Origin of the sequence: Phycicoccus avicenniae (assembly GCF_050496545.1) — a bacterium.
GTDB lineage: Bacteria > Actinomycetota > Actinomycetes > Actinomycetales > Dermatophilaceae > Phycicoccus > Phycicoccus avicenniae_A.
The window spans coordinates 137,785-157,607 of sequence record NZ_JBNVZV010000001.1 but is presented as its reverse complement, the minus strand read 5'-3'; the positions used below and the strand labels follow the sequence as shown (position 1 = coordinate 157,607).

19 protein-coding genes are annotated in these 19,823 nt (G+C 73.3%); 10 read left to right on the top strand and 9 right to left on the bottom strand.

Annotated elements, in window-relative coordinates:
* Positions 1–85 precede the first annotated feature (85 nt).
* Together ACQZ2A_RS00815 and ACQZ2A_RS00810 are read left to right on the top strand one after the other, a co-directional pair.
* Entirely contained in the window at positions 86–1,684 is a 1,599-nt protein-coding gene (locus ACQZ2A_RS00815) for an ABC-F family ATP-binding cassette domain-containing protein (RefSeq protein ID WP_430206593.1), read from the top strand.
* A 314-nt stretch (positions 1,685–1,998) separates the two neighbouring features.
* Positions 1,999–3,072, top strand: coding sequence for a metallophosphoesterase (locus tag ACQZ2A_RS00810; RefSeq protein WP_430206592.1), 1,074 nt, complete (start codon positions 1,999–2,001; stop codon positions 3,070–3,072).
* On the opposite strand, the gene ACQZ2A_RS00805 is transcribed toward ACQZ2A_RS00810, so the two are convergent.
* Entirely contained in the window at positions 3,062–3,955 is an 894-nt protein-coding gene (locus tag ACQZ2A_RS00805) for an alpha/beta fold hydrolase (RefSeq protein WP_430206591.1), read from the bottom strand. The genes ACQZ2A_RS00810 and ACQZ2A_RS00805 overlap by 11 nt on opposite strands.
* A 5-nt stretch (positions 3,956–3,960) precedes the next feature.
* Positions 3,961–5,346 (bottom strand): TrpB-like pyridoxal phosphate-dependent enzyme, encoded by a 1,386-nt coding sequence (locus tag ACQZ2A_RS00800; protein ID WP_430206590.1) that lies wholly within the window; start codon positions 5,344–5,346, stop codon positions 3,961–3,963.
* 141 nt (positions 5,347–5,487) lie between these two features.
* Here ACQZ2A_RS00800 and ACQZ2A_RS00795 point away from each other — a divergent pair, with 141 nt between their 5' ends.
* Positions 5,488–7,386 (top strand): ABC transporter ATP-binding protein, encoded by a 1,899-nt coding sequence (locus tag ACQZ2A_RS00795; RefSeq protein WP_430206589.1) that lies wholly within the window; start codon positions 5,488–5,490, stop codon positions 7,384–7,386.
* A gap of 10 nt (positions 7,387–7,396) precedes the next feature.
* On the opposite strand, the gene ACQZ2A_RS00790 is transcribed toward ACQZ2A_RS00795, so the two are convergent.
* Entirely contained in the window at positions 7,397–8,758 is a 1,362-nt protein-coding gene (locus tag ACQZ2A_RS00790) for a DUF2252 domain-containing protein (RefSeq protein WP_430206588.1), read from the bottom strand.
* A gap of 66 nt (positions 8,759–8,824) precedes the next feature.
* Complete coding sequence (locus ACQZ2A_RS00785; RefSeq protein WP_430206587.1) at positions 8,825–9,610, bottom strand: SURF1 family cytochrome oxidase biogenesis protein; 786 nt, start codon at positions 9,608–9,610, stop codon at positions 8,825–8,827.
* 33 nt (positions 9,611–9,643) lie between these two features.
* Here ACQZ2A_RS00785 and moaA point away from each other — a divergent pair, with 33 nt between their 5' ends.
* On the top strand, positions 9,644–10,645 hold the full coding sequence (gene moaA / locus ACQZ2A_RS00780; RefSeq protein ID WP_430206586.1) for a GTP 3',8-cyclase MoaA: 1,002 nt from the start codon (positions 9,644–9,646) through the stop codon (positions 10,643–10,645).
* Positions 10,646–10,647: 2 nt separating this feature from the next.
* Here the strand turns inward: moaA and ACQZ2A_RS00775 are convergent, their stop codons facing one another.
* Positions 10,648–11,001, bottom strand: a complete 354-nt coding sequence (locus ACQZ2A_RS00775; protein WP_430206585.1) for a DUF3099 domain-containing protein — start codon at positions 10,999–11,001, stop codon at positions 10,648–10,650.
* A 61-nt stretch (positions 11,002–11,062) separates the two neighbouring features.
* Between ACQZ2A_RS00775 and fabG the strand changes: the two genes are divergently transcribed.
* Both fabG and fabI read left to right on the top strand, forming a co-directional pair.
* Positions 11,063–11,776 (top strand): 3-oxoacyl-ACP reductase FabG, encoded by a 714-nt coding sequence (gene fabG, locus ACQZ2A_RS00770; protein WP_430206584.1) that lies wholly within the window; start codon positions 11,063–11,065, stop codon positions 11,774–11,776.
* A gap of 40 nt (positions 11,777–11,816) precedes the next feature.
* Positions 11,817–12,575, top strand: a complete 759-nt coding sequence (gene fabI / locus ACQZ2A_RS00765) for an enoyl-ACP reductase FabI (protein ID WP_430206583.1) — start codon at positions 11,817–11,819, stop codon at positions 12,573–12,575.
* Positions 12,576–12,578: 3 nt separating this feature from the next.
* Here fabI and serB read toward each other — a convergent pair whose 3' ends face one another.
* A complete protein-coding gene (gene serB / locus ACQZ2A_RS00760; protein WP_430206582.1) occupies positions 12,579–13,811 on the bottom strand; it encodes a phosphoserine phosphatase SerB in 1,233 nt (410 codons plus the stop codon).
* 82 nt (positions 13,812–13,893) lie between these two features.
* Between serB and ACQZ2A_RS00755 the strand changes: the two genes are divergently transcribed.
* On the top strand, positions 13,894–14,436 hold the full coding sequence (locus tag ACQZ2A_RS00755; protein ID WP_430206581.1) for an AAA family ATPase: 543 nt from the start codon (positions 13,894–13,896) through the stop codon (positions 14,434–14,436).
* 1 nt (position 14,437) lies between these two features.
* On the opposite strand, the gene ACQZ2A_RS00750 is transcribed toward ACQZ2A_RS00755, so the two are convergent.
* The 3 genes from ACQZ2A_RS00750 to glgC all read right to left on the bottom strand — a co-directional run bounded on the left by ACQZ2A_RS00750 (position 14,438) and on the right by glgC (position 17,204).
* The gene (locus ACQZ2A_RS00750; RefSeq protein ID WP_430206580.1) at positions 14,438–15,019 is read right to left on the bottom strand and encodes an HdeD family acid-resistance protein; all 582 of its coding nucleotides are present in this window, start codon (positions 15,017–15,019) and stop codon (positions 14,438–14,440) included.
* 98 nt (positions 15,020–15,117) lie between these two features.
* The gene (locus ACQZ2A_RS00745) at positions 15,118–15,954 is read right to left on the bottom strand and encodes an LLM class F420-dependent oxidoreductase (protein WP_430206579.1); all 837 of its coding nucleotides are present in this window, start codon (positions 15,952–15,954) and stop codon (positions 15,118–15,120) included.
* Positions 15,951–17,204, bottom strand: a complete 1,254-nt coding sequence (gene glgC / locus ACQZ2A_RS00740) for a glucose-1-phosphate adenylyltransferase (RefSeq protein WP_430206578.1) — start codon at positions 17,202–17,204, stop codon at positions 15,951–15,953. The genes ACQZ2A_RS00745 and glgC overlap by 4 nt, the downstream gene beginning before the upstream one ends.
* A 63-nt stretch (positions 17,205–17,267) precedes the next feature.
* Between glgC and glgA the strand changes: the two genes are divergently transcribed.
* The 3 genes from glgA to ACQZ2A_RS00725 are packed head-to-tail and all read left to right on the top strand — an operon-like array spanning position 17,268 to position 19,765.
* A complete protein-coding gene (glgA, locus tag ACQZ2A_RS00735) occupies positions 17,268–18,461 on the top strand; it encodes a glycogen synthase (RefSeq protein WP_430206577.1) in 1,194 nt (397 codons plus the stop codon).
* Positions 18,458–18,937: an XdhC family protein gene (locus tag ACQZ2A_RS00730; RefSeq protein WP_430206576.1), complete on the top strand. Its 480-nt coding sequence runs from the start codon at positions 18,458–18,460 to the stop codon at positions 18,935–18,937. Before glgA ends, ACQZ2A_RS00730 begins: the two co-directional genes overlap by 4 nt.
* 45 nt (positions 18,938–18,982) lie before the next feature.
* Positions 18,983–19,765, top strand: coding sequence for an ABC transporter ATP-binding protein (locus ACQZ2A_RS00725; protein ID WP_430206575.1), 783 nt, complete (start codon positions 18,983–18,985; stop codon positions 19,763–19,765).
* Positions 19,766–19,823: the final 58 nt, after the last annotated feature.

The following is a 19,823-nucleotide window of genomic DNA, read 5'->3' as shown; positions in this document are numbered from 1 at the left end:
CGCCTTAGACTAGGGGTGACCACGCGCCGCCGGACACTGCCGTCGCACCCCATCGCGCGCGTCGCCCCCGACCGAAGGACCCCTCGTGATCACCGCTGCCGCCGTCGAGCTGCGCGCGGGCTCCCGCCTGCTCCTCGATGGTGCCACCTTCCGCGTGGCCCCCGGTGACCGGATCGGCCTCGTCGGCCGCAACGGCGCCGGCAAGACGACGCTCACCAAGACCCTGGCCGGCGTCACCCAGCCGGCGGCCGGCACCATCACCCGCTCGGGCGAGGTCGGCTACCTGCCGCAGGACCCCCGCACCGGCGACCTCCACGTCTCCGCCCGCGACCGCGTGCTCTCGGCGCGTGGGCTCGACACCATCGTCCGCGACCTGCGGGCCGCCGAGCACGCGATGGCCGTCGAGACCGGGGACAAGCAGGAGAAGGCGATGCGCCGCTACGCCCGCCTCGACGCCGAGTTCACCGCGGCCGGCGGGTACGCCGCCGAGTCCGAGGCCGCGCAGATCGCCGCCGCGCTCGGCCTCGAGGAGCGCCTGCTCGAGCAGGAGATCGGGACGCTCTCGGGCGGCCAGCGCCGCCGCGTCGAGCTGACCCGCATCCTCTTCTCCGGTGCCGAGACCCTGCTCCTCGACGAGCCCACCAACCACCTCGACGCCGACTCGATCGGCTGGCTGCGCGACCACCTCAAGGGCTACCGCGGCGGCCTCGTCGTCATCAGCCACGACGTCGAGCTGCTCGACGTCGTCGTCAACAAGGTCTTCCACCTCGATGCCAACCGCGCCGAGCTCGACCAGTACAACCTCGGCTGGAAGCCCTACCTCCAGCAGCGCGAGACCGACGAGCGCCGCCGCAAGCGCGAGCGCGCCAACGCCGAGAAGAAGGCCTCGGTGCTGATGGCCCAGGCCGACAAGATGCGCGCCAAGGCGACGAAGACCGTTGCGGCGCAGAACATGCAGCGCCGCGCCGAACGGCTCCTCGGCGGGCTGGAGGCCGAGCGCGCGCACGACAAGGTCGCGAAGCTGCGCTTCCCGAAGCCCTCACCGTGCGGGAAGACGCCGCTGCGCGCCTCCGGCCTCTCGCGCTCCTACGGCTCGGCAGAGGTCTTCACCGATGTCGACCTCGCCATCGACCGCGGCTCGCGCGTGGTCGTGCTCGGGCTCAACGGCGCCGGCAAGACCACCCTGCTGCGGCTCCTCGCCGGGGTCGACACCCCCGACACGGGCCAGGTCGAGCCCGGGCACGGTCTCAAGCTCGGCTACTACGCGCAGGAGCACGAGAACCTCGACGTCTCGCGCACGGTCCTCGAGAACATGAAGTCCGCGGCGCCGGACCTGGGGGAGACCGAGGTCCGCAAGGTGCTCGGCTCCTTCCTCTTCAGCGGCGACGACGTCCTCAAGCCGGCCGGGGTCCTCTCCGGCGGTGAGAAGACGCGGCTCTCGCTGGCGCTGCTCGTGGTCTCCTCGGCCAACGTTCTCCTGCTCGACGAGCCCACGAACAACCTCGACCCCGCCAGCCGCGACGAGATCCTCGGGGCCCTCAGCACGTACGAGGGCGCCGTCGTCCTCGTGACGCACGACGAGGGCGCGGTCGACGCCCTCGAGCCCGAGCGCATCCTCCTGCTCCCGGATGGCGTCGAGGACCTGTTCAGCGCGGACTACCGCGAGCTCGTCACCCTCGCCTGACCGCGATCTTCCGGGTGGGCCCGTGGGGCTCCCGGGCGGGGTCAGGTGTCGACCGGTGGCGTGCCCATGACGTCCATGTGCTCCGGATGCTGGGCCACGCACCCTGCGGGAACCCGCCCCCGGAGCAGTCGGACGGGGGAGGACACGGACGGGTGCTCCGCATGGGGGAGCCGGCCGGCGAGCGGGTGGTCCGGGGGCTGGAGCACACGGACGTCACTCGGAAGCCCTGCGTCCGCGGCGGCCCCCTCGACCACCGAACCGCGGCGTGAACCCGTGGGCGGACCCAGGGTTCCGGCGCGGCGCATACTCCTGGCATGAGGGGTCGGGTCGTCGCCATGGCGCTGACCGCCGTGCTCGGCGCCGCCGGCTGCGCATCAGCCTCTCCCGTCGACCCGGAACCCGCGGCGCTCTCCACCACACCGAGTGCGACCCACGCCACCCCCACACCGGGGACGCTGCCGACCCGCACCCCCGCCACCCCGACCCGTCCTCCGAACCCCCTCCGGCTGTCGGTCCTCGGTGACGTCGGCGCCACGACCGAGTCGGCCAGGGTGCTCGCCGCCGTCGGTGCCCGGGGGGACGACGCCACGCTCGTCGTGGGCGACCTCTCCTACGCCGCGCCCGGCAGCGAGGCCAGGTGGTGCCGCTCGGTGACCCGCGCCCTCGGGTCCACGCACCCGATCGAGATCGTCTCCGGCAACCACGAGGACGACGGGCCCGACGGCTCCATCGCCGCCTTCGAGGCCTGCCTGCCGAACCGCCTTCCCGGCCTCGTCGGGCGTTACGGGCGCGAGTGGTACGTCGACCTCCCGGCCGAGGACCCGCTCGTCCGCGTCGTGATGATCTCGCCGGCGCTCGACTTCGGGCACGGCCCGTGGTCGTACGCCTCCGGGACCGAGCACTACCGCTGGACCGAGGCCGCCCTGCGAGGGGCACGCAGGGCCGGCATCCCGTGGGTGGTCGCCGGCATGCACATGCCGTGCCTGTCGGTCGGCGTGTACGCATGCGAGCCCGGCGCCGACCTGCTGAACCTGCTCGTCCGGGAGCGGGTCGACCTCGTCGTCACGGGGCACGAGCACATGTACCAGCGCACCCATCGCCTGGGGCTCGGGTCGGCCTGCCCCGTCGTCGTGCCCGGCCGCTACGACGCCGGATGCGTGGTGGCCTCGGGCGGGACGACGGTCGTGACCGTCGGCACCGGCGGCCACGAGCTGCGCGACCGCAACCCCGCGGACCCCGAGGCGCGCTACTTCGCGGCCGTGAGCGCGCGGGACCGCGACGCGGCGTTCGGGTTCCTCGCCGTCGACGTCACCGACCGCCACCTCGTCGCGCGGTTCGAGCCGGCGGCCGGGTCGACGTTCACCGACGAGGTCCGCCTCACCCGCTGACGGGGGCCTCGAAGGACCGGCGCACGTGCCGGACGACCTGCTCGCGCGCCCGGGCCCCCTCGGGGGTCGGGAGGAGCGGGTACACGTGGGGCGAGCCGGCCTCGACGTGCAGCTCGACGTCCGACCCCGCGTCGCGCGCCAGGGTCGCGAGGCGGTCGCAGTCGGGCCGGCAGATGTCCCGGTCGCCGACGAGGACGAGCGTGGGCGGTAGCCCGGACAGGTCACCGTGGAGCGGGCTGGCGTCCGGGTCCTTGGCGTCGCGGCCCGCAAGCCAGTGCGCCGCGATCGGCCGCATCCCGACGCGGGTGAGCCACGGGTCCCGGCGCTCGACGGCGTCCATCGCGGGGTTGTCCATCGCCAGGTCGACCCAGGGCGCCACCAGCGTGAGCCCGACGACGTGCGCGTCCGGGTGCCGCTGGGCGAGGAGGAGGGCCAGGTTCCCACCGGCCGAGTCACCGAGCACGTGCACCGGCGTCCCGCCGAGGTGGTCGACGAGAGCGGCGAGGAAGGCGTGCGCGTCGTCGACGCTGTGGGCCGGGGCGAGCGGGTAGCGGGCGACGTGGACGACGCGCCCGGTGCGGTCCGCGAGGCCGCCGACGAACGACCAGTGCTGCGGCATGATCCCGTTCACGAAGGCGCCGCCGTGGAGGTGGACGAGCACCCCGCCGTCGGGGGCGAGGTCCGCCCCGTCCGCGGGACGCACGGTCACGACCTCGCCGCCGCCGACCGGGTCGCTGCGCACCCGCCCGGCGAGCTCCTCCGGGACGGGCGCGGCCGGGAGGGCGTGCACGAGGCTGCGCCGCCCGGCCTCCACCGTGCGGTAGCGCTTCTTGCGGGTGGCCCGCAGGTAGAGCCGGACCGCCCGGGTCTGCCAGCTCGTCACGCCGGTCAGCCGGGGATGGCCGGCAGCCGGGTCAGCGCCCGGGCCACCGACTCCTGCAGCTCGGTGTCCTCCCACGTGTGGTCGACGAGGTCGCCGCGCAGGTAGGCGTCGTAGGCGGGCAGGTCGAGGTGGCCGTGGCCGCAGAGCGCCGTGAGGATGACCTTCTCCTCGCCGGTGTCGACGCAGCGGATGGCCTCCTCGACGGCGGCCGCGAGGGCGTGCGTGGGCTCGGGCGCCGGCACGATCCCCTCCGTGCGCGCGAAGAGGACCCCGGCCGCGAAGCAGTCCTTCTGCGTCTTGGCGGTCGCCTCGATCAGCCCCTCCTCGTAGAGGTGGCTGATGAGCGGGCTCATGCCGTGGTACCGGAGTCCGCCGGCGTGGATGGGGTCGGGGATGAAGTCGTGGCCGAGGGTGTGCATCTTGAGCAGCGGCGTCAGCCCGGCGACGTCGCCGAAGTCGTAGGCGTAGGTGCCCTGGGTGAGGCTCGGGCAGGATGCCGGCTCCACGGCGCGGATGACCGGGCCCGATCCACCGGCGGCGAGCTTCTCGCGGATGAACGGGAAGGTCAGCCCGCCGAAGTTCGAGCCGCCGCCGGTGCACCCGACGATGAGGTCGACGCTCTCGCCGATCTTCGCGAGCTGGAGCAGCGCCTCCTCGCCGATCACCGTCTGGTGCAGCAGCACGTGGTTCAGCACCGAGCCGAGCGCGTAGTTGGCGGTGGGGTCCTGCGCGGCGACCTCGACGGCCTCGCTGATGGCCAGGCCGAGCGAGCCGGGGGAGCCGGGGTCGGCGGCCAGCATCGTGCGGCCCGCCTCGGTGAGGTCGGAGGGGCTCGGGTGCACCGTGCCGCCGAAGGTCTCCATCATGATCTTGCGGTAGGGCTTGGCGTCGTAGGAGGCCCGCACCTGCCAGATCTCGCACTCGAGGTCGAACTGGGCGCACGCGAAGGCCAACGAGGTGCCCCACTGGCCGGCGCCGGTCTCGGTGGTCAGCTTCCGGATGCCGGCCTTCTTGTTGTAGTACGCCTGCGGCACAGCCGTGTTCGGCTTGTGCGACCCAGCCGGTGAGACGCCCTCGTACTTGTAGTAGATGCGCGCCGGCGTGCCGAGCGCCTTCTCGAGGCGGTGGGCGCGGAACAGCGGGGAGGGCCGCCAGAGCCGGTAGACGTCCTGGACCTCGGCGGGGATGTCGACGTACTGCTCGGTCGTGACCTCCTGGGCGATGAGGTCCATCGGGAAGATGGCCGAGAGGTCGTCCGGGCCGACGGGCTGACCGGTGCCGGGGTGCAGCGGCGGCGGGGGAGGGGTCGGGAGGTCGTGGAGGATGTTGTACCAGCGCGTCGGCATCTCGTCCTCGTCGAGCAGGACCTTGTGGCGCAGCGGCTCGGGCACGGTTCCTCCAGCACGTCGGTGGGTGGTGCCGTCATCCTGCGGGCGGGCGACCCGCCGCACAAGGCCCTTCCCACCGGACGTGGAACACCTGTCGGCGCCGGGTGGTTGACTGACGAGCGACGACGAGGAGGAGCCGGACCGATGAGCATGCAAGGGTGGCAGGCGCTGCACAGCCTGAGCCGCGACTCCAGCGTCAAGGAGCGGCGGCTGACCCCCGGCACCACGCGGCGAGTCCTCGGCTACGCGCGCCCCTACAAGAGGGCCATCGCCTGGTTCCTCGGCCTCGTGGTCGTCGAGTCGGCGCTCGTCGTCACGACCCCGCTGCTGCTCAAGGCGATCATCGACGACGGCATCTACCCCAAGGACTCCGGCGTCGTCGTGCGCCTCTCGCTGCTCGTCGCGGCCATCGCCGTCGTGGGCGGGGTGCTCACCCTCGTCGAGCGCTGGTTCTCCGCCCGGATCGGTGAGGGGCTCATCTACGACCTGCGCACCGAGGTCTTCTCGCACGTGCTGCGCCAGCCCGTCGCCTTCTTCACCCGCGCCCAGACCGGCGCCCTGGTCACCCGGCTCGGCAACGACGTCATCGGGGCTCAGCAGGCCTTCACCTCGGTGCTCTCCAGCGTCGTCAGCAACGCCATCACCCTCGTGCTCATCGTCGGGGCGATGGCCCTGCTGTCCTGGCAGCTCACCCTGGCCGCGCTGCTCCTCGTGCCGTTCTTCCTGCTGCCCGCGCGCTTCATGGGGCGCCGGCTCGCGAGCCTCGCGCACGAGCAGATGGTGCAGAACGCGGACATGGGCACCCGGATGACCGAGCGCTTCAACGTCGCCGGTGCCCTCCTCGTCAAGCTGTTCGGCCGTCCGGCCGTCGAGGACACCGAGTACGCCACGCGGGCCGCGCGGGTGCGCGACATCGGGGTCCGCATCGCCGTCAACCGGTCGGTGTTCTTCGTCGCCCTCACCCTCGTCGCCTCGCTCGCGACGGCGATGGTCTACGGCGTCGGCGGCGTCATGGCGGTCGGGGGCGGGCTCACGGTCGGCACGCTCATCGCCCTCACCGCACTTCTGGCCCGCCTCTACGGGCCGCTCACCGCCATCTCCAACGTGCGCGTCGACATCATGACCGCGCTGGTCTCCTTCGAGCGGGTCTTCGAGGTCCTCGACCTCGAGCCCCTCGTCGCCGAGGCCGAGGACGCCGTCCCCGTGCCGGACGGTCCGGTGCGGGTCGAGGTCGACGGCGTCGGGTTCGCCTACCCCTCGGCCGACGAGGTGTCGCTGGCCTCCCTCGAGAGCACCGCCACCGGCGACCGGCGGGGCAGCGGCCCGGTCCTGCGCGACGTCTCGTTCACCGTCGAGCCCGGCTCGCTGGTCGCCCTGGTCGGCCCCAGCGGCGCCGGCAAGACCACCATCACCTCGCTCGTCGCCCGGCTCTACGACCCCACCACCGGGGCCATCCGGATCAACGGGGTCGACCTGCGACAGGCCGCCACCGAGTCGCTGCACGACGCCGTCGGGGTCGTCACCCAGGACGCCCACCTCTTCCACGACACCATCCGCGCCAACCTCGACTACGCGGCCCCGGGAGCCACCGAGGAGCAGATGGTCGCCGCCCTGCGGGCTGCGCAGGTCTGGCCCCTCGTCGACTCCCTGCCCGCCGGCCTCGACACGGTGGTCGGCGACCGCGGCCACCGGCTCTCCGGTGGCGAGAAGCAGCGGCTGGCCATCGCCCGGCTGCTGCTCAAGGGGCCGGGCCTCATCGTCCTCGACGAGGCGACGGCCCACCTCGACAGCGAGTCCGAGCAGGCGCTCCAGCGCGCCCTCGACGAGGCCCTGCGCGACCGGTCGGCCCTCGTCATCGCCCACCGGCTCTCCACGGTCCGGCACGCCGACCAGATCCTCGTGGTCGACGACGGCCGCATCGTCGAGCGCGGCACGCACGCCGAGCTCGTCGCCGCCGACGGCCTGTACGCCGAGCTCTACCGCACCCAGTTCGACGACGAGCTCGGCGAGGTCCTCGACACCCCGGCGGCCGACCTGCGCTGAGCGACCCGGCTCAGGCCGGGGCGACGTGCTCGAAGGCGCCGCCCCGGAACGCGTCGACGAAGAGCCGGTGGTCCTCGCGGGCCCGCTCCGAGTACTCGCGCGCGAAGCCGACCATCGTCTCCACGAGCCCGTCGACGTCGCCACCCACCGCGCGCCCGACCGCCTCCTCGACGCTGACCGTCACGAGGTCCTGGTCGGACTCGCTGTCCGCGACGCAGTGGATCTTGGCCGTGGCCCGGCCGAGCTGGGGCACGAGGACGCCGAGGTCGTCGGGCTCGGTGACGTCGTCCCACGACAGGTCCGCCTCGTACGGAGAGACCTCGCTGACGACGTAGCCGACCGGGCCGTCCGCGCCGGGCAGCGAGGTCCAGCCGAGGAAGCGGTCGGCGTGGGCCTGCAGCGCCCGCTGCGAGATCGCCGTCCGGTGGCCGTGGTGGTCGAAGTACCCCTCGCCCTGCTCGTCGCGTACGACCCGGCTCGGGGCGGCGATGTTGCCCTGCTTCATCGAGAGCACGACGTCGTTGTCGAGCGCTTGCGTGAAGCCCTCGATGAGGACGCTGTAGGCGGGCAGGCCGGCGCTGCCGATGCCGAAGCCCGAGCGGCCCACGACGTCGAGCACGTCGAAGGTCACGGCGTCCTGGCGCAGCGTCGGGAGGGTGTGCCGGTACTCGGCGAACGCCGCCCTGACGGCCTGCTCCTCGTCCTCCTCGAGCCGGCGCACGCCGGGCCCGTCGGCGAAGCGGCGCCGGAAGTCCTCGACGACGGTCATCGACTCCAGCAGCTCGACGCGGGTCGAGAGCTTGGCGCGGTGCAGCGCGTCGAGGGCGGCCCCCTCGGCGGTGTCGAGGGTCAGCGCCCACTCGGTGTCGTCCGCGACCTGCCGGTAGTGCTCGACCTGGTCGGCGTAGGCGCGCACGTACGCGGCGACGAGGTCGTCGACGACCTCGTCGGGGAGCGCCTTCTGCCAGCACAGGAGGTTCAGGCTGGCGCAGAACCGGGCGAGGTCCCACGTCCAGTGGCCGAGGTAGGCCTCGTCGAAGTCGTTGACGTCGAAGACGAGCCGGCCGTCGGCGTCGAGGTAGGTGCCGAAGTTCTCGGCGTGCAGGTCACCCTGGATCCACACGCGCGCCGACTCCTCGTCGACCCAGCGCTCGTCGAAGTCGGCGTACCGGCCGCCCTTGCCGACGTCGGCGTAGAACAGGCACGCCGAGCCGCGGTAGAACGCGAACGGGTCGCGGGCCATCTTGCGGAACTTCGTGCGGAAGCCGTGCGGGTCGGCCTCCATCAGGGGTTCGAAGGCCGTCAGGAGGGAGCCGACGATCAGCGTGCCGCGGTCATCCGGCCGGTCCTGGGGGGAGGGCGCATCGGTCATGCCCGGACCCTGCCACAGCCGGCTGGGCGCGCGCCGGGAACGGTGCGCGGGGTCGACAGGCCGGGCTCAGCCGTCCTCCTCGTCCCAGATGCGGACCTTCTTGGGCTTCGGGGGGTACTTCGCCGGGTCGCTGAGCCGCTCCTCGCGCCGCACCCCGAAGCCGACGAGGACGAACCCGAGCACGGTCGACATCCACCACTGGTAGGCGTAGGCGAGGTGCGGGCCGAGGCTGCGGTCCGGGGGAGCGAGGGCCTGCGGGCGCGCGGGCTGCGAACCGTCCGGCAGCCGCTCGGACTCCAGCAGCACGTACCCCGGCAGCAGGGTCGTGCCGAGCGCGCGGGCGGCGTCGCGCACCGAGAGGTTGGCGATCTGCCCCGGCGCCGGCGCCTTGTCCCGGGATGCCTCGCCGGTGCGCGCCCAGCCGACCACGGTCACCGGACCGGTCGGGGCGGCCGGCACGTCCGGCAGGACGCTCGCGCCGCGCTCGGACGCCGGGACCCACCCGCGGTCGACGAGCACGTCGGTTCCCCCGCCGTCCGGGCGCAGCGCCCAGAGCACCTCGAGGCCGACCGAGCCGTCGTTGGGGCGACCCCGGACGAAGAGCGGCCCCTCGACGTACGTGCCCGTCACCGTCACCCGGGTCCACAGCTCGCCCGGCGCGACCCCGCCGTCGAGGACGTCGGTGACGGGCACGGGCGTGGCGCGGTAGTGCTCGTCGAGGAGGGCGTTGCGCTCCACCTTGGCCTCGTGGCGGTGGTACTGCCAGAACCCGAGGTGGTAGGCCGCCACGGCGAACAGCGCGGCGAGGAGGAGGGCGCCGAGCCATCGGGGCGAGACGATCCGGCGCAGCACACTTCCACGCTACGGGACGTACGCTGTGACGATATGACCGACCTCCCCACCCCTCGCCTCCTCGACCGCTTCGGCCGCGTCGGGCGGGACCTGCGTGTCTCGGTCACCGACCGGTGCAACCTGCGCTGCACCTACTGCATGCCCGCCGAGGGCCTGGACTGGATGGCCAAGCCCGAGATGCTCACCGACGACGAGCTCGTGCGGCTCGTGCGGATCATGGTCGGGCTCGGCGTCACCAACGTCCGGCTCACCGGCGGTGAGCCCCTGCTGCGGCGCAGCCTCGTGCACGTCGTGCAGGGCATCGCCGCGCTCGAGCCGCGCCCGCGCATCGCGATGACCACCAACGGTGTCGGCCTCGACCGCCTCGCCGCACCGCTCGCCGCGGCCGGCCTGGACCGCGTCAACATCAGCCTCGACACCGTCGACCCGCAGCAGTTCCGCGACCTCACCCGCCGCGACCGCTTCGAGGACGTCGAGGCCGGGCTCAAGGCCGCCGCCGACGCCGGGCTGACCCCCGTCAAGGTCAACGCGGTCGCGATGCGCGGCGTCAACGACGACGGCGTCGCCGACCTCCTCCAGTGGTGCCTCGACCGCGGCTACGCGCTGCGGTTCATCGAGCAGATGCCCCTGGACGCCCAGCACGCCTGGGACCGCTCGCAGATGGTGTCGCAGGCCGAGATCCTCGAGCGGCTCGGCGAGCGGTTCCGGCTCACCCCGGTCGAGGGGCGCGGCAGCGCACCCGCCGAGCTCTTCCACGTCGACGGCGGCCCCGAGACCGTCGGGGTCATCGCCAGCGTCACCGCCCCGTTCTGCGCGGCGTGCGACCGCGTCCGGCTCACCGCCGACGGCCAGCTGCGCAACTGCCTCTTCGCCCGCTCCGAGGTCGACCTGCGCGGCCCGCTGCGCGAGGGCGCCACCGACACCGAGCTCGCCGAGCTCGTGGTCGGGGAGATGTGGGCCAAGAAGCCCGGCCACGGCATCGACCGCCCGGACTTCGAGCAGCCGGACCGGCCGATGTCGGCCATCGGCGGCTGAGCTCAGCCGCGGCGCTCGTCCTCGGGGTGGCGCACGGTGCTCGGCACGTGCACGTACCCGCGGTCGGTGAGCAACGGCGTCGGGTCGACGGACGGTGTCACCGGGGTCCGGCGGCCACGGACCCGGGGGGCGACGGCGTTGACCGCCACGACGGCGATGAACGGCAGGACGACCGCGCCGAGGGCGAAGACCCAGCGGTACCAGTCGTCGATGACGACGGCCAGGACGAAGCAGACCGTGCGCAGCGTCATCGTGCCGAGGTACTGCCGCATCCGGTGCCGCTGGTCGGCCTCCCGGGACTCCGCCGCGGTCGTGACCGACTGGGCGTCGGTGTCGCGGTGGCGGGTCGTGGGCACCCGTCCACCATACGTCCGCGGCTGTCCGGCTACCGCTGGGTAGTCCACTAGGTTCGACAGCATGAGCGACCCCCGCACCGTCCTCGTCACCGGCGGCAACCGCGGCATCGGCCTGGCGATCGCCCGCTCGTTCGCGCAGGCCGGCGACCGCGTCGTCGTCACCCACCGCAGCGGCGAGCCGCCGGAGGGCCTCGAGGGGGTCCGCTGCGACGTCACCGACACCGCCTCGGTCGACGCCGCGTTCACCGAGGCCGAGGAGAAGCTCGGGGGACCGGTCGAGGTGCTCGTCGCCAACGCGGGCATCACCAAGGACGGCCTGCTCATGCGGATGAGCGACGAGGACTTCGACAGCGTCCTCGAGACCAACCTCACCGGCGCCTTCCGCTGCGTGCGCCGCGCGAGCAAGGGCATGATCCGGCTGCGCCGCGGGCGGATCATCCTCATCTCCAGCGTCGTCGGGCTGTACGGCGGTCCGGGACAGGCCAACTACGCTGCGAGCAAGGCCGGCCTCGTCGGCCTGGCCCGCTCGGTCACCCGCGAGCTCGGTGGGCGGGGCATCACCGCCAACGTCGTCGCGCCGGGCTTCATCGAGACCGACATGACCGCCGCGCTGCCCGAGGACACCCAGAAGACGTACAAGTCCGCGATCCCCGCCGGGCGCTTCGCGACCACCGAGGAGGTCGCCGGCGTGGTGCGCTTCCTCGCCTCCCCGGAGGCCGCGTACGTCTCGGGCGCCGTCATCCCGGTCGACGGCGGCCTCGGCATGGGCCACTGACCCGACGCCTGACGTCCGACCCACCACCGAAAGGCCAGACATGCTGCTCGAGGGCAAGAAGCTCCTGATCACCGGTGTCCTCATGGACTCCTCGATCGCGTTCCACGTCGCGAAGCTCGCCCAGGAACAGGGGGCCGAGGTCGTGCTCACCTCCTTCGGTCGCACGACGAAGATCACGACGGCCATCGCCCGGCGCCTTCCGCAGACGCCGCCGGTCATCGAGCTCGACGTCACGAGCGAGGAGGACCTCGCCGCGCTGCCCGACCGCGTCCGGGAGCACGTCCCGCACCTCGACGGCGTCCTGCACTCCATCGGGTTCGCGCCGCAGGGGGCCTTCAACTTCCTCGAGGCCACCTGGGAGGACGTCTCGACCGCCGTGCACGTCTCCGCCTACTCGCTCGCGGCCCTGGCCAAGGGGGCCCTGCCGCTGATGTCCGAGGGCGGCAGCGTCGTCGGCCTGACCTTCGACGCCCGCTTCGCGTGGCCGGTCTACGACTGGATGGGCGTCGCCAAGGCGGCGTTCGAGTCCACGAACCGCTACCTCGCCCGCGACCTCGGGCCGAAGGGCGTGCGCTGCAATATCGTCGCCGCCGGCCCGATCCGCACGACCGCGGCGAAGTCCATCCCGGGCTTCGAGCAGTTCGAGGAGGCCTGGGGCAGCCGCGCGCCGCTCGGCTGGGACGTGAACGACGCCGTGCCCACCGCGCGGGCCTGCGTCTCGCTGCTGTCGGACTGGTTCCCGGCCACCACGGGCGAGATGATCCACGTCGACGGCGGGTACCACGCCATCGGCGCCTGACGCTCAGACGCCGGCGGGGTCGCCGGTCTCGGCGTCCTCGATCTCCTCGCGGCTGACGCCGAGGAGGAAGAGGACGGTGTCGAGGTAGGGCACGTTGACGGCGGTGTCGGCCTGGGCCTGCACGACGGGTTTGGCGTTGAAGGCCACCCCGAGCCCGGCGACACCGAGCATGTCCAGGTCGTTGGCGCCGTCCCCGATGGCCACCGTCCGCGCGAGGGGCAGGCCCTCGAGGGCGGCGAACTCGCGCAGCGCCGAGGCCTTGGCGGCGCGGTCGACGACCTCGCCCTCCACCCGCCCGGTGAGCAGCCCGTCGCGGACCTCGAGGCGGTTGGCCCGCACGTGGTCGACACCGAGGTCGGCCCCGATGGGGTCGACGACCTCGGCGAACCCGCCCGAGACCAGGGCCACCGTGAAGCCGAGCGACTTCAGCGTGCGGACCAGGGTGCGCGCACCCGGGGTGAGCCGCACCGACTCCCGCACCTCGTCGAGGACCGAGACCGGGAGCCCGGCGAGCGTGGCGACCCGGGCGTGCAGGCTCTCGGCGAAGTCGAGCTCGCCGCGCATCGCCCGCTCGGTGACCTCGGCGACCTCGGCGGCGGTCCCCGCGTGCTGCGCGATGAGCTCGATGACCTCGTCCTGGATGAGCGTGGAGTCGACGTCCATGACGACGAGCCGTCCACCGCGGCGGGCCAGGCCGGCGGGGGCCACCGCGACGTCGCACCCCGTGGCCGAGGAGACCAGCGCCAGCTCGCGGCGCAGCCGCGGCACGTCGGCGCCGCTGACGTCGAGCTCGACGGTGGTCACCGGCCACCGGGACAGCCGGCGGATGCGGTCGATGTTGGCGCCGTGGCCGGCGACCTCGGCGGCGACCGCCGCGACGTGACGCGTCTCCAGGGGGGCGCCCATGACGACGACGGCGGCCCGCCCGGTGCGCCGCGGCCGGTTGTCTCCCCGGCCGGCGCTGAGCGTCACGTGCATGCCCATGGCCTGGCCGGCCCGGGTCAGCCGGTCGGTGAGGACGTTCTCGTCGTGGACGGGGGCGAGCAGCACGGAGAGCGCGAGGTGCCCCCGCACGACGACCTGCTCGACGTCCAGGACGTCGGCGCCGACCGTGGAGGCGGCCTCGAAGACGGCCTTGGTCACCCCCGGCCGGTCCGGGCCGGAGAGCGAGACGAGGAGGGTGCGGGCCCGGGGGTCGGGCTGCGGCGGGAGGGGCGGCGTCTCGGGGGAGGGCACTCCTGCAGGCTAACCGCGCACCGACACCGGGGCGGCCCGAGCCCGCGGACCGGGACCGCAGCCCACCGGTACCGTCGCGCTCGTGCGCATCGTCGTCTCCGGCACCCACGCCACGGGCAAGTCCACGCTGGCGGCCGACCTGTGCGCCGCCCTCCCGGGCCACGCGCTGCTCGGCGACCCGTGGGAGCTCGTCGAGGACGAGAGCGACCCGGCGTCGGCCGCCTCGTTCGTCGAGCAGCTGCACATCGCGGCGGAGCGGCTCCTCGACCCGGCGCTCGGCGACGACGTCGTCCTCGAGCGCGGCCCGCTCGACCTGCTCGCCTACCTCGTCGCCCTGACCGCGCTCGGCAGGCCGGCACCGTCACCGACGGCGATGGGGACCCTGCGCACCCTGACGGCCCGGGCGACGGCACACGCCGACCTCCTCGTGGTGCTCCCGCTCGAGGGTGTCCGCGACCTGTACGTGCCGGCCGAGGAGGACCTCGAGCTGCGTGCGGAGACCGACCGCTGCCTGCTCGACCTCGTGGGCGATGCCGAGCTGGTGCCGGGCACGGTGGACGTCCTCGAGGTGGTCGGGGGCCCGGCCGAGCGGGTTGCCGCCGTCCGCGCCCACCTGGCCCGCTGACTCAGGCCGGGGTCGCGGGGGGAGGGGGAGGTGCGGCCGGGGTGCCGAGCGGACCCTGGCTCGTCGCGGGCGCCGAGCGCAGTGCGAGCCCGGCCACGACGAGCGTGATCCCGGCCAGCAGGGCGAAGACCCCGAGCCAGAGCGCGATGCCGAGCGCTGCCGCACCCGGTCGGGCGACGAACAGCACGCCGGCGACCACGAGGAACACGGCACCCAGCAGGCGCAGCCAGCGGGTCGACCCCGTCGAGAGCGCGGTCGCGGCGTAGGCCTCGAGGCCGGCACGCACCAGGAGCCAGAGCCCGAGCACCCACGTCAGCGTGACGGCCGCGTACACCGGGTTCAGCACGGCGACGAGCCCGGCGAGGACGGAGACGACGCCCATCGCGAGGAGCAGTGTCCGCCGCAGCCCGCCCTCGGCCGAGAAGACCCCGACGAGGGCGGCGACACCGTCGACGAGGGCGAAGAGTCCCCAGAGGACGACGAGGCTGAGCCCGGTGGTCACCGGACGGGCCATCGCGAGCACCCCGAAGAGGGCGGCCACGACCCCCTGGACGACGAGCACCTGCCACTGGACCACGCGCATGGGAACCTCCCGGTGCCGCGCCGGGCCCGGTGCCCGGCCATGGCGTCAGTGTCCCGCTGCCCGGGCCCGGTGTCACGCACCGGACCGGCGGCTGCGGGTCAGGCGCGTGGGTGCTCGGCGTCGCGCCACGCGACGAGGTCGCGCAGCGGGCCGATGTCGTAGTCGGGACCGTTGAGCCCGACCGTGAACAGGCGCGTCCCGACGTCGTACAGCGCCTGGGCGCCGGCCGCGTAGTCGCCGACGTCCTCGGGGTGGCGACCCGGCTTCGGGGAGACGCCGGCCGACCGCTCGATCTCGGCCGGGTCGCGCCCGACCTTCGCGCACCACTCGTCGAGGACGGCGTGCTTGTGCGCGACCGTCTCGGGGTCGCCGAAGCCGTGCCAGATGTCGGCGTGCTGCGCCACGATCCGCAGCGTCTTCTTCTCGCCCCCGCCGCCGATGAGGACGGGGATCTTCCGCGTCGGCGCGGGGTTGAGCTTCGCCCAGCGCTCCTCGATGAGGGGCAGGTCACGAGCGAGGGCATCGAGACGGCCTCCGGCAGTGCCGAACTCGTACCCGTACTCGTCGTAGTCGCGCTCGAACCAGCCGGACCCGATGCCCAGGATGAGCCGCCCCTCGCCGCCGTCGCGGGCGCTGACGTGGTCGACGGTGCGGGCCATGTCGGCGAGCAGCTGGGGGTTGCGGTAGCTGTTGCACGTGACGAGCGCGCCGATCTCGACGCGCTCGGTCGCCTCGGCCCAGGCGCCGAGCATCGTCCAGCACTCGAAGTGCGCGCCGTCGGCCTCGCCGTAGAGCGGGAAGAAGTGGTCCCAGTTGAAGATGACGTCGACCCCGGCCTCCTCGAGCTCGGCGCAGGCGCGCCGGAGGTCGGCGTAGGTGGCGTGCTGCGGCTGCAGCTGGGCGCCGATGCGGACGGGGCGGTCGGCGGCGCTCATCCGGTGATCTCCTGGCCCTTGCCGACGACGGTGATGCCGGACTCGGTGACCGAGAACCCGCGGGCGAGGTCGGCATCGCGGTCGACACCGATCGTGGTGCCGTCGGGGACGACGACGTTCTTGTCGATGATCGCCTTGCGCAGGATGCAGTTGCGCCCCACCTGCACCCCGTCGAGCAGCACCGAGTCGTCGATCTCGGTGTAGCTGTGGACGTGCACGTCGGGGGAGACGACCGAGCCGTTGACCCGCGCGCCGGAGATGACCACGCCGGGCGAGACGGCCGAGTTCAGCGCCTCGCCGAAGCGGCCGTTGGCGCCGTGGACGAACTTCGCCGGCGGGTACGGCCCGTACGTGGTGTAGATCGGCCAGTCGTAGTTGTAGAGGTTGAAGACCGGGTGGATCGAGACGAGGTCCATGTGGGCGTCGTAGTAGGAGTCCATGGTCCCGACGTCGCGCCAGTAGCCCATGTCGCGCTCGGTGCCGCCGGGCACGACGTTGTTCTTGAAGTCGTAGACGTAGGCGGCGCCCTGGTCGACGAGCGCCGGGACGATGTCTCCGCCCATGTCGTGCTTGCTGCCCTCGAGCGTGGAGTCGGCGGTCACGGCGTCGATGAGCGCGTCGGCCGAGAACACGTAGTTGCCCATGCTCGCGAGGATCTCGTCGGGGGAGTCGGGCAGGCCGTCGGGGTCGGCCGGCTTCTCGAGGAAGGCCCGGATGCGCGACGGGTCGTCGGGCTCGACGTCGATGACGCCGAACTGGTCGGAGGTCGAGCGCGGCTGGCGGATGGCCGCGACCGTGACCCCGGCACCGCTCGCGATGTGCTGGTCGACCATCTGCGAGAAGTCCATCCGGTACACGTGGTCCGCGCCCACGACGACGACGATGTCCGGGCGCTCGTCGGTGATCGTGTTGAGCGACTGGAAGATCGCGTCGGCGCTGCCCTGGTACCAGGACTTGTCGATGCGCTGCTGGGCCGGGATCGGGGCCACGTAGTTGCCGAGCATCGTGCTCATCCGCCACGTCTTCGTCACGTGCCGGTCGAGGCTGTGCGACTTGTACTGCGTCAGCACGACCACCTTGAGGTAGCCGGAGTTGACGACGTTCGAGAGCGCGAAGTCGATGAGCCGGTAGATGCCCCCGAACGGCACGGCCGGCTTCGCCCGGTCGCGCGTGAGCGGCATGAGGCGCTTGCCCTCCCCACCAGCGAGGACGATGGCCAGGACCTTGGGACCTCCGCTGCGGTACGCCATGGCCCCAACCTATGGGGTGCGCGTCCTCGCCGGGAGTCCCCGTTCACCACTACGGTGAAAACCGTGCGCATCGACATCCTCTCCAAGGAGTACCCGCCGTCCATCTACGGGGGAGCGGGGGTGCACGTCGCCGAGCTGGTCCGGGCGCTGCGGGCCCGCGGCGACGCCGACGTGCGGGTGCACGCCTTTGGCGGCCCCCGTGACGAGGAGGGGACGACGAGCCACCCCGACCTGCCGCAGCTCGACGGCGCCAATGCCGCGCTGACCACTCTCGGCGTCGACCTGACGATGGCCGCCGCCTGCGCGGGGAGCGACATCGTCCACTCGCACACCTGGTACGCCAACTTCGCCGGCCTCGTCGGCGGGCTCCTCGAGGGCGTGCCGCACGTCCTGTCCGCGCACAGCCTCGAGCCGATGCGCCCGTGGAAGGCCGAGCAGCTCGGTGGGGGCTACCGGCTGTCGTCCTGGGTCGAGCGGACGGCGTACGAGGGAGCCGCCGCCGTCATCGCGGTCAGTGCCGGGATGCGCGAGGACATCCTGCGCTCCTACCCGCAGGTCGACCCGGCGAAGGTCGCGGTCGTGCACAACGGGATCGACTCCGAGCTCTGGCAGAAGCGCACCGACGAGGACACCGTCCGCCGCCACGGCATCGACCCCGACCGGCCGAGCGTCGTGTTCGTCGGCCGGATCACCCGCCAGAAGGGCCTGCCCTACCTCCTGCGCGCCGCCGCCGAGCTGCCGCCGGAGGTCCAGCTGGTCCTGCTCGCCGGCGCGCCCGACACCCCGGAGATCAAGGCCGAGGTCGAGTCGCTCGTCGACGGGCTGCGCGAGCAGCGTGACGGCGTCGTCTGGATCTCGGAGATGCTGCCGCGCGACCAGGTCGTCGCCGTGCTCAGCGGCGCCACCGTCTTCGTCTGCCCGTCGGTGTACGAGCCGCTCGGCATCGTCAACCTCGAGGCGATGGCCTGCGAGCTGCCGGTCGTCGCGACGGCCACCGGTGGCATCCCCGAGGTCGTCGTCGACGGCGAGACCGGCTGGCTGGTCCCCATCGAGCAGGTGCAGGGCGGCACCGGCACCCCGGTCGACGAGGACCGCTTCGTCGCCGACCTCGCGGCCGCCCTGAACGACGCCGTGTCCGACCTCGACCGTGCGGCCCGGATGGGCGTCGCCGGGCGACGTCGAGCGGTGGAGTCGTTCTCCTGGGCCTCGATCGGTGACCGCACGATGGAGGTCTACCGCCAGGTGCTGTCGCGGTGAGCGACACCCGGCACGACCCGGTCCGCGGCAGCGGCGCCACCCCGGTCGAGGGGCCCCTCGGGCGCCTGGTCGTCGTCTTCGACAACCACATCGCGCGGGCCCTGGTCACCATCGCCGAGGCGGCCGGCTGGAGCGCCGCGCTGCTCGAGGAGGCCCCCACGGACCCCGAGTCGCTCGGCCACGTCGACGCGCTCGTCGTGTGCAACCACGACGGCGCGGGCGCCTACGACCTCATCGCCGACGCCGCCACGTCCGGGGTCCGCTACGTCGCGATGATGGCCAGCCGCGGCCGGTCGGCATCCGTGCTGGAGGACTTCCGTTCCCGGGGCATGACCGACGAGGCACTGGGCCGGCTGCACCTGCCGGCCGGGCTCTCGATCGGCGGCAGCAGCGCCGGCGAGATCGCGCTGTCGGTCATGGCCGAGGTGGTGGCCGACGCGCACGGCCGCCCCGGCGGGCCGATGCGGGGTCACTAGCGCGTGCTGCCTTTTGGCACAGGCCCGGTCGACTAGGGTCGGGGCATGAGCGACGTCCTGGCCCTCGCCGGCGTCAGCGTCGTGCGCGGGGACACCACGATCCTCGACGACGTCTCCTGGGAGGTCGAGGAGGGTCAGCGCTGGGTCGTGCTGGGCCCCAACGGCGCCGGCAAGACCACGCTCCTCCAGCTCGCCTCCGGGCGGATGCACCCCACCTCCGGTGTCGTCGGCGTGCTCGGTGAGGTCCTCGGGGCGGTCGACGTCTTCGAGCTCCGTCCGCGCATCGGTCTCTCGAGCGCCGCACTCGCCGAACGCATCCCGCCCCGCGAGCGGGTCCGCGACGTCGTCGTCACCGCGTCCTACGGGGTCGTCGGGCGCTGGCGCGAGGCCTACGACCGGATGGACGAGGGCCGCGCCACCGAGCTGCTCGAGGCGCTCGGCGCCAGCCACCTGGCCGAGCGCCTCTACGGCACGCTGTCCGAGGGCGAGCGCAAGCGGGTGCAGATCGCCCGGGCCCTGATGACCGACCCCGAGCTGATGCTCCTCGACGAGCCGGCCGCCGGCCTCGACCTCGGGGGCCGCGAGGACCTCGTGCGCCGCCTCGGCCTGCTCGCCGAGGACCTCGCCGCCCCCGCCCTGGTCCTCGTCACGCACCACGTCGAGGAGATCCCGCCGCACTTCACCGACGTCCTCCTGCTGCGCGGCGGCCGCGTCGTTGCGCAGGGGCCGGTCGAGATCACGCTGACCGCCGAGAACCTCGAGCGCACCTTCGGGATGCCGCTCGAGCTCGAGGCCCGGGGGAACCGGTATGCCGCCCGGGCCCGCTGAGCCGCCCGGGAACGCGGGCCACCCGCGCCGCGTCCGACGCACGACAGGAAGGGGAGCC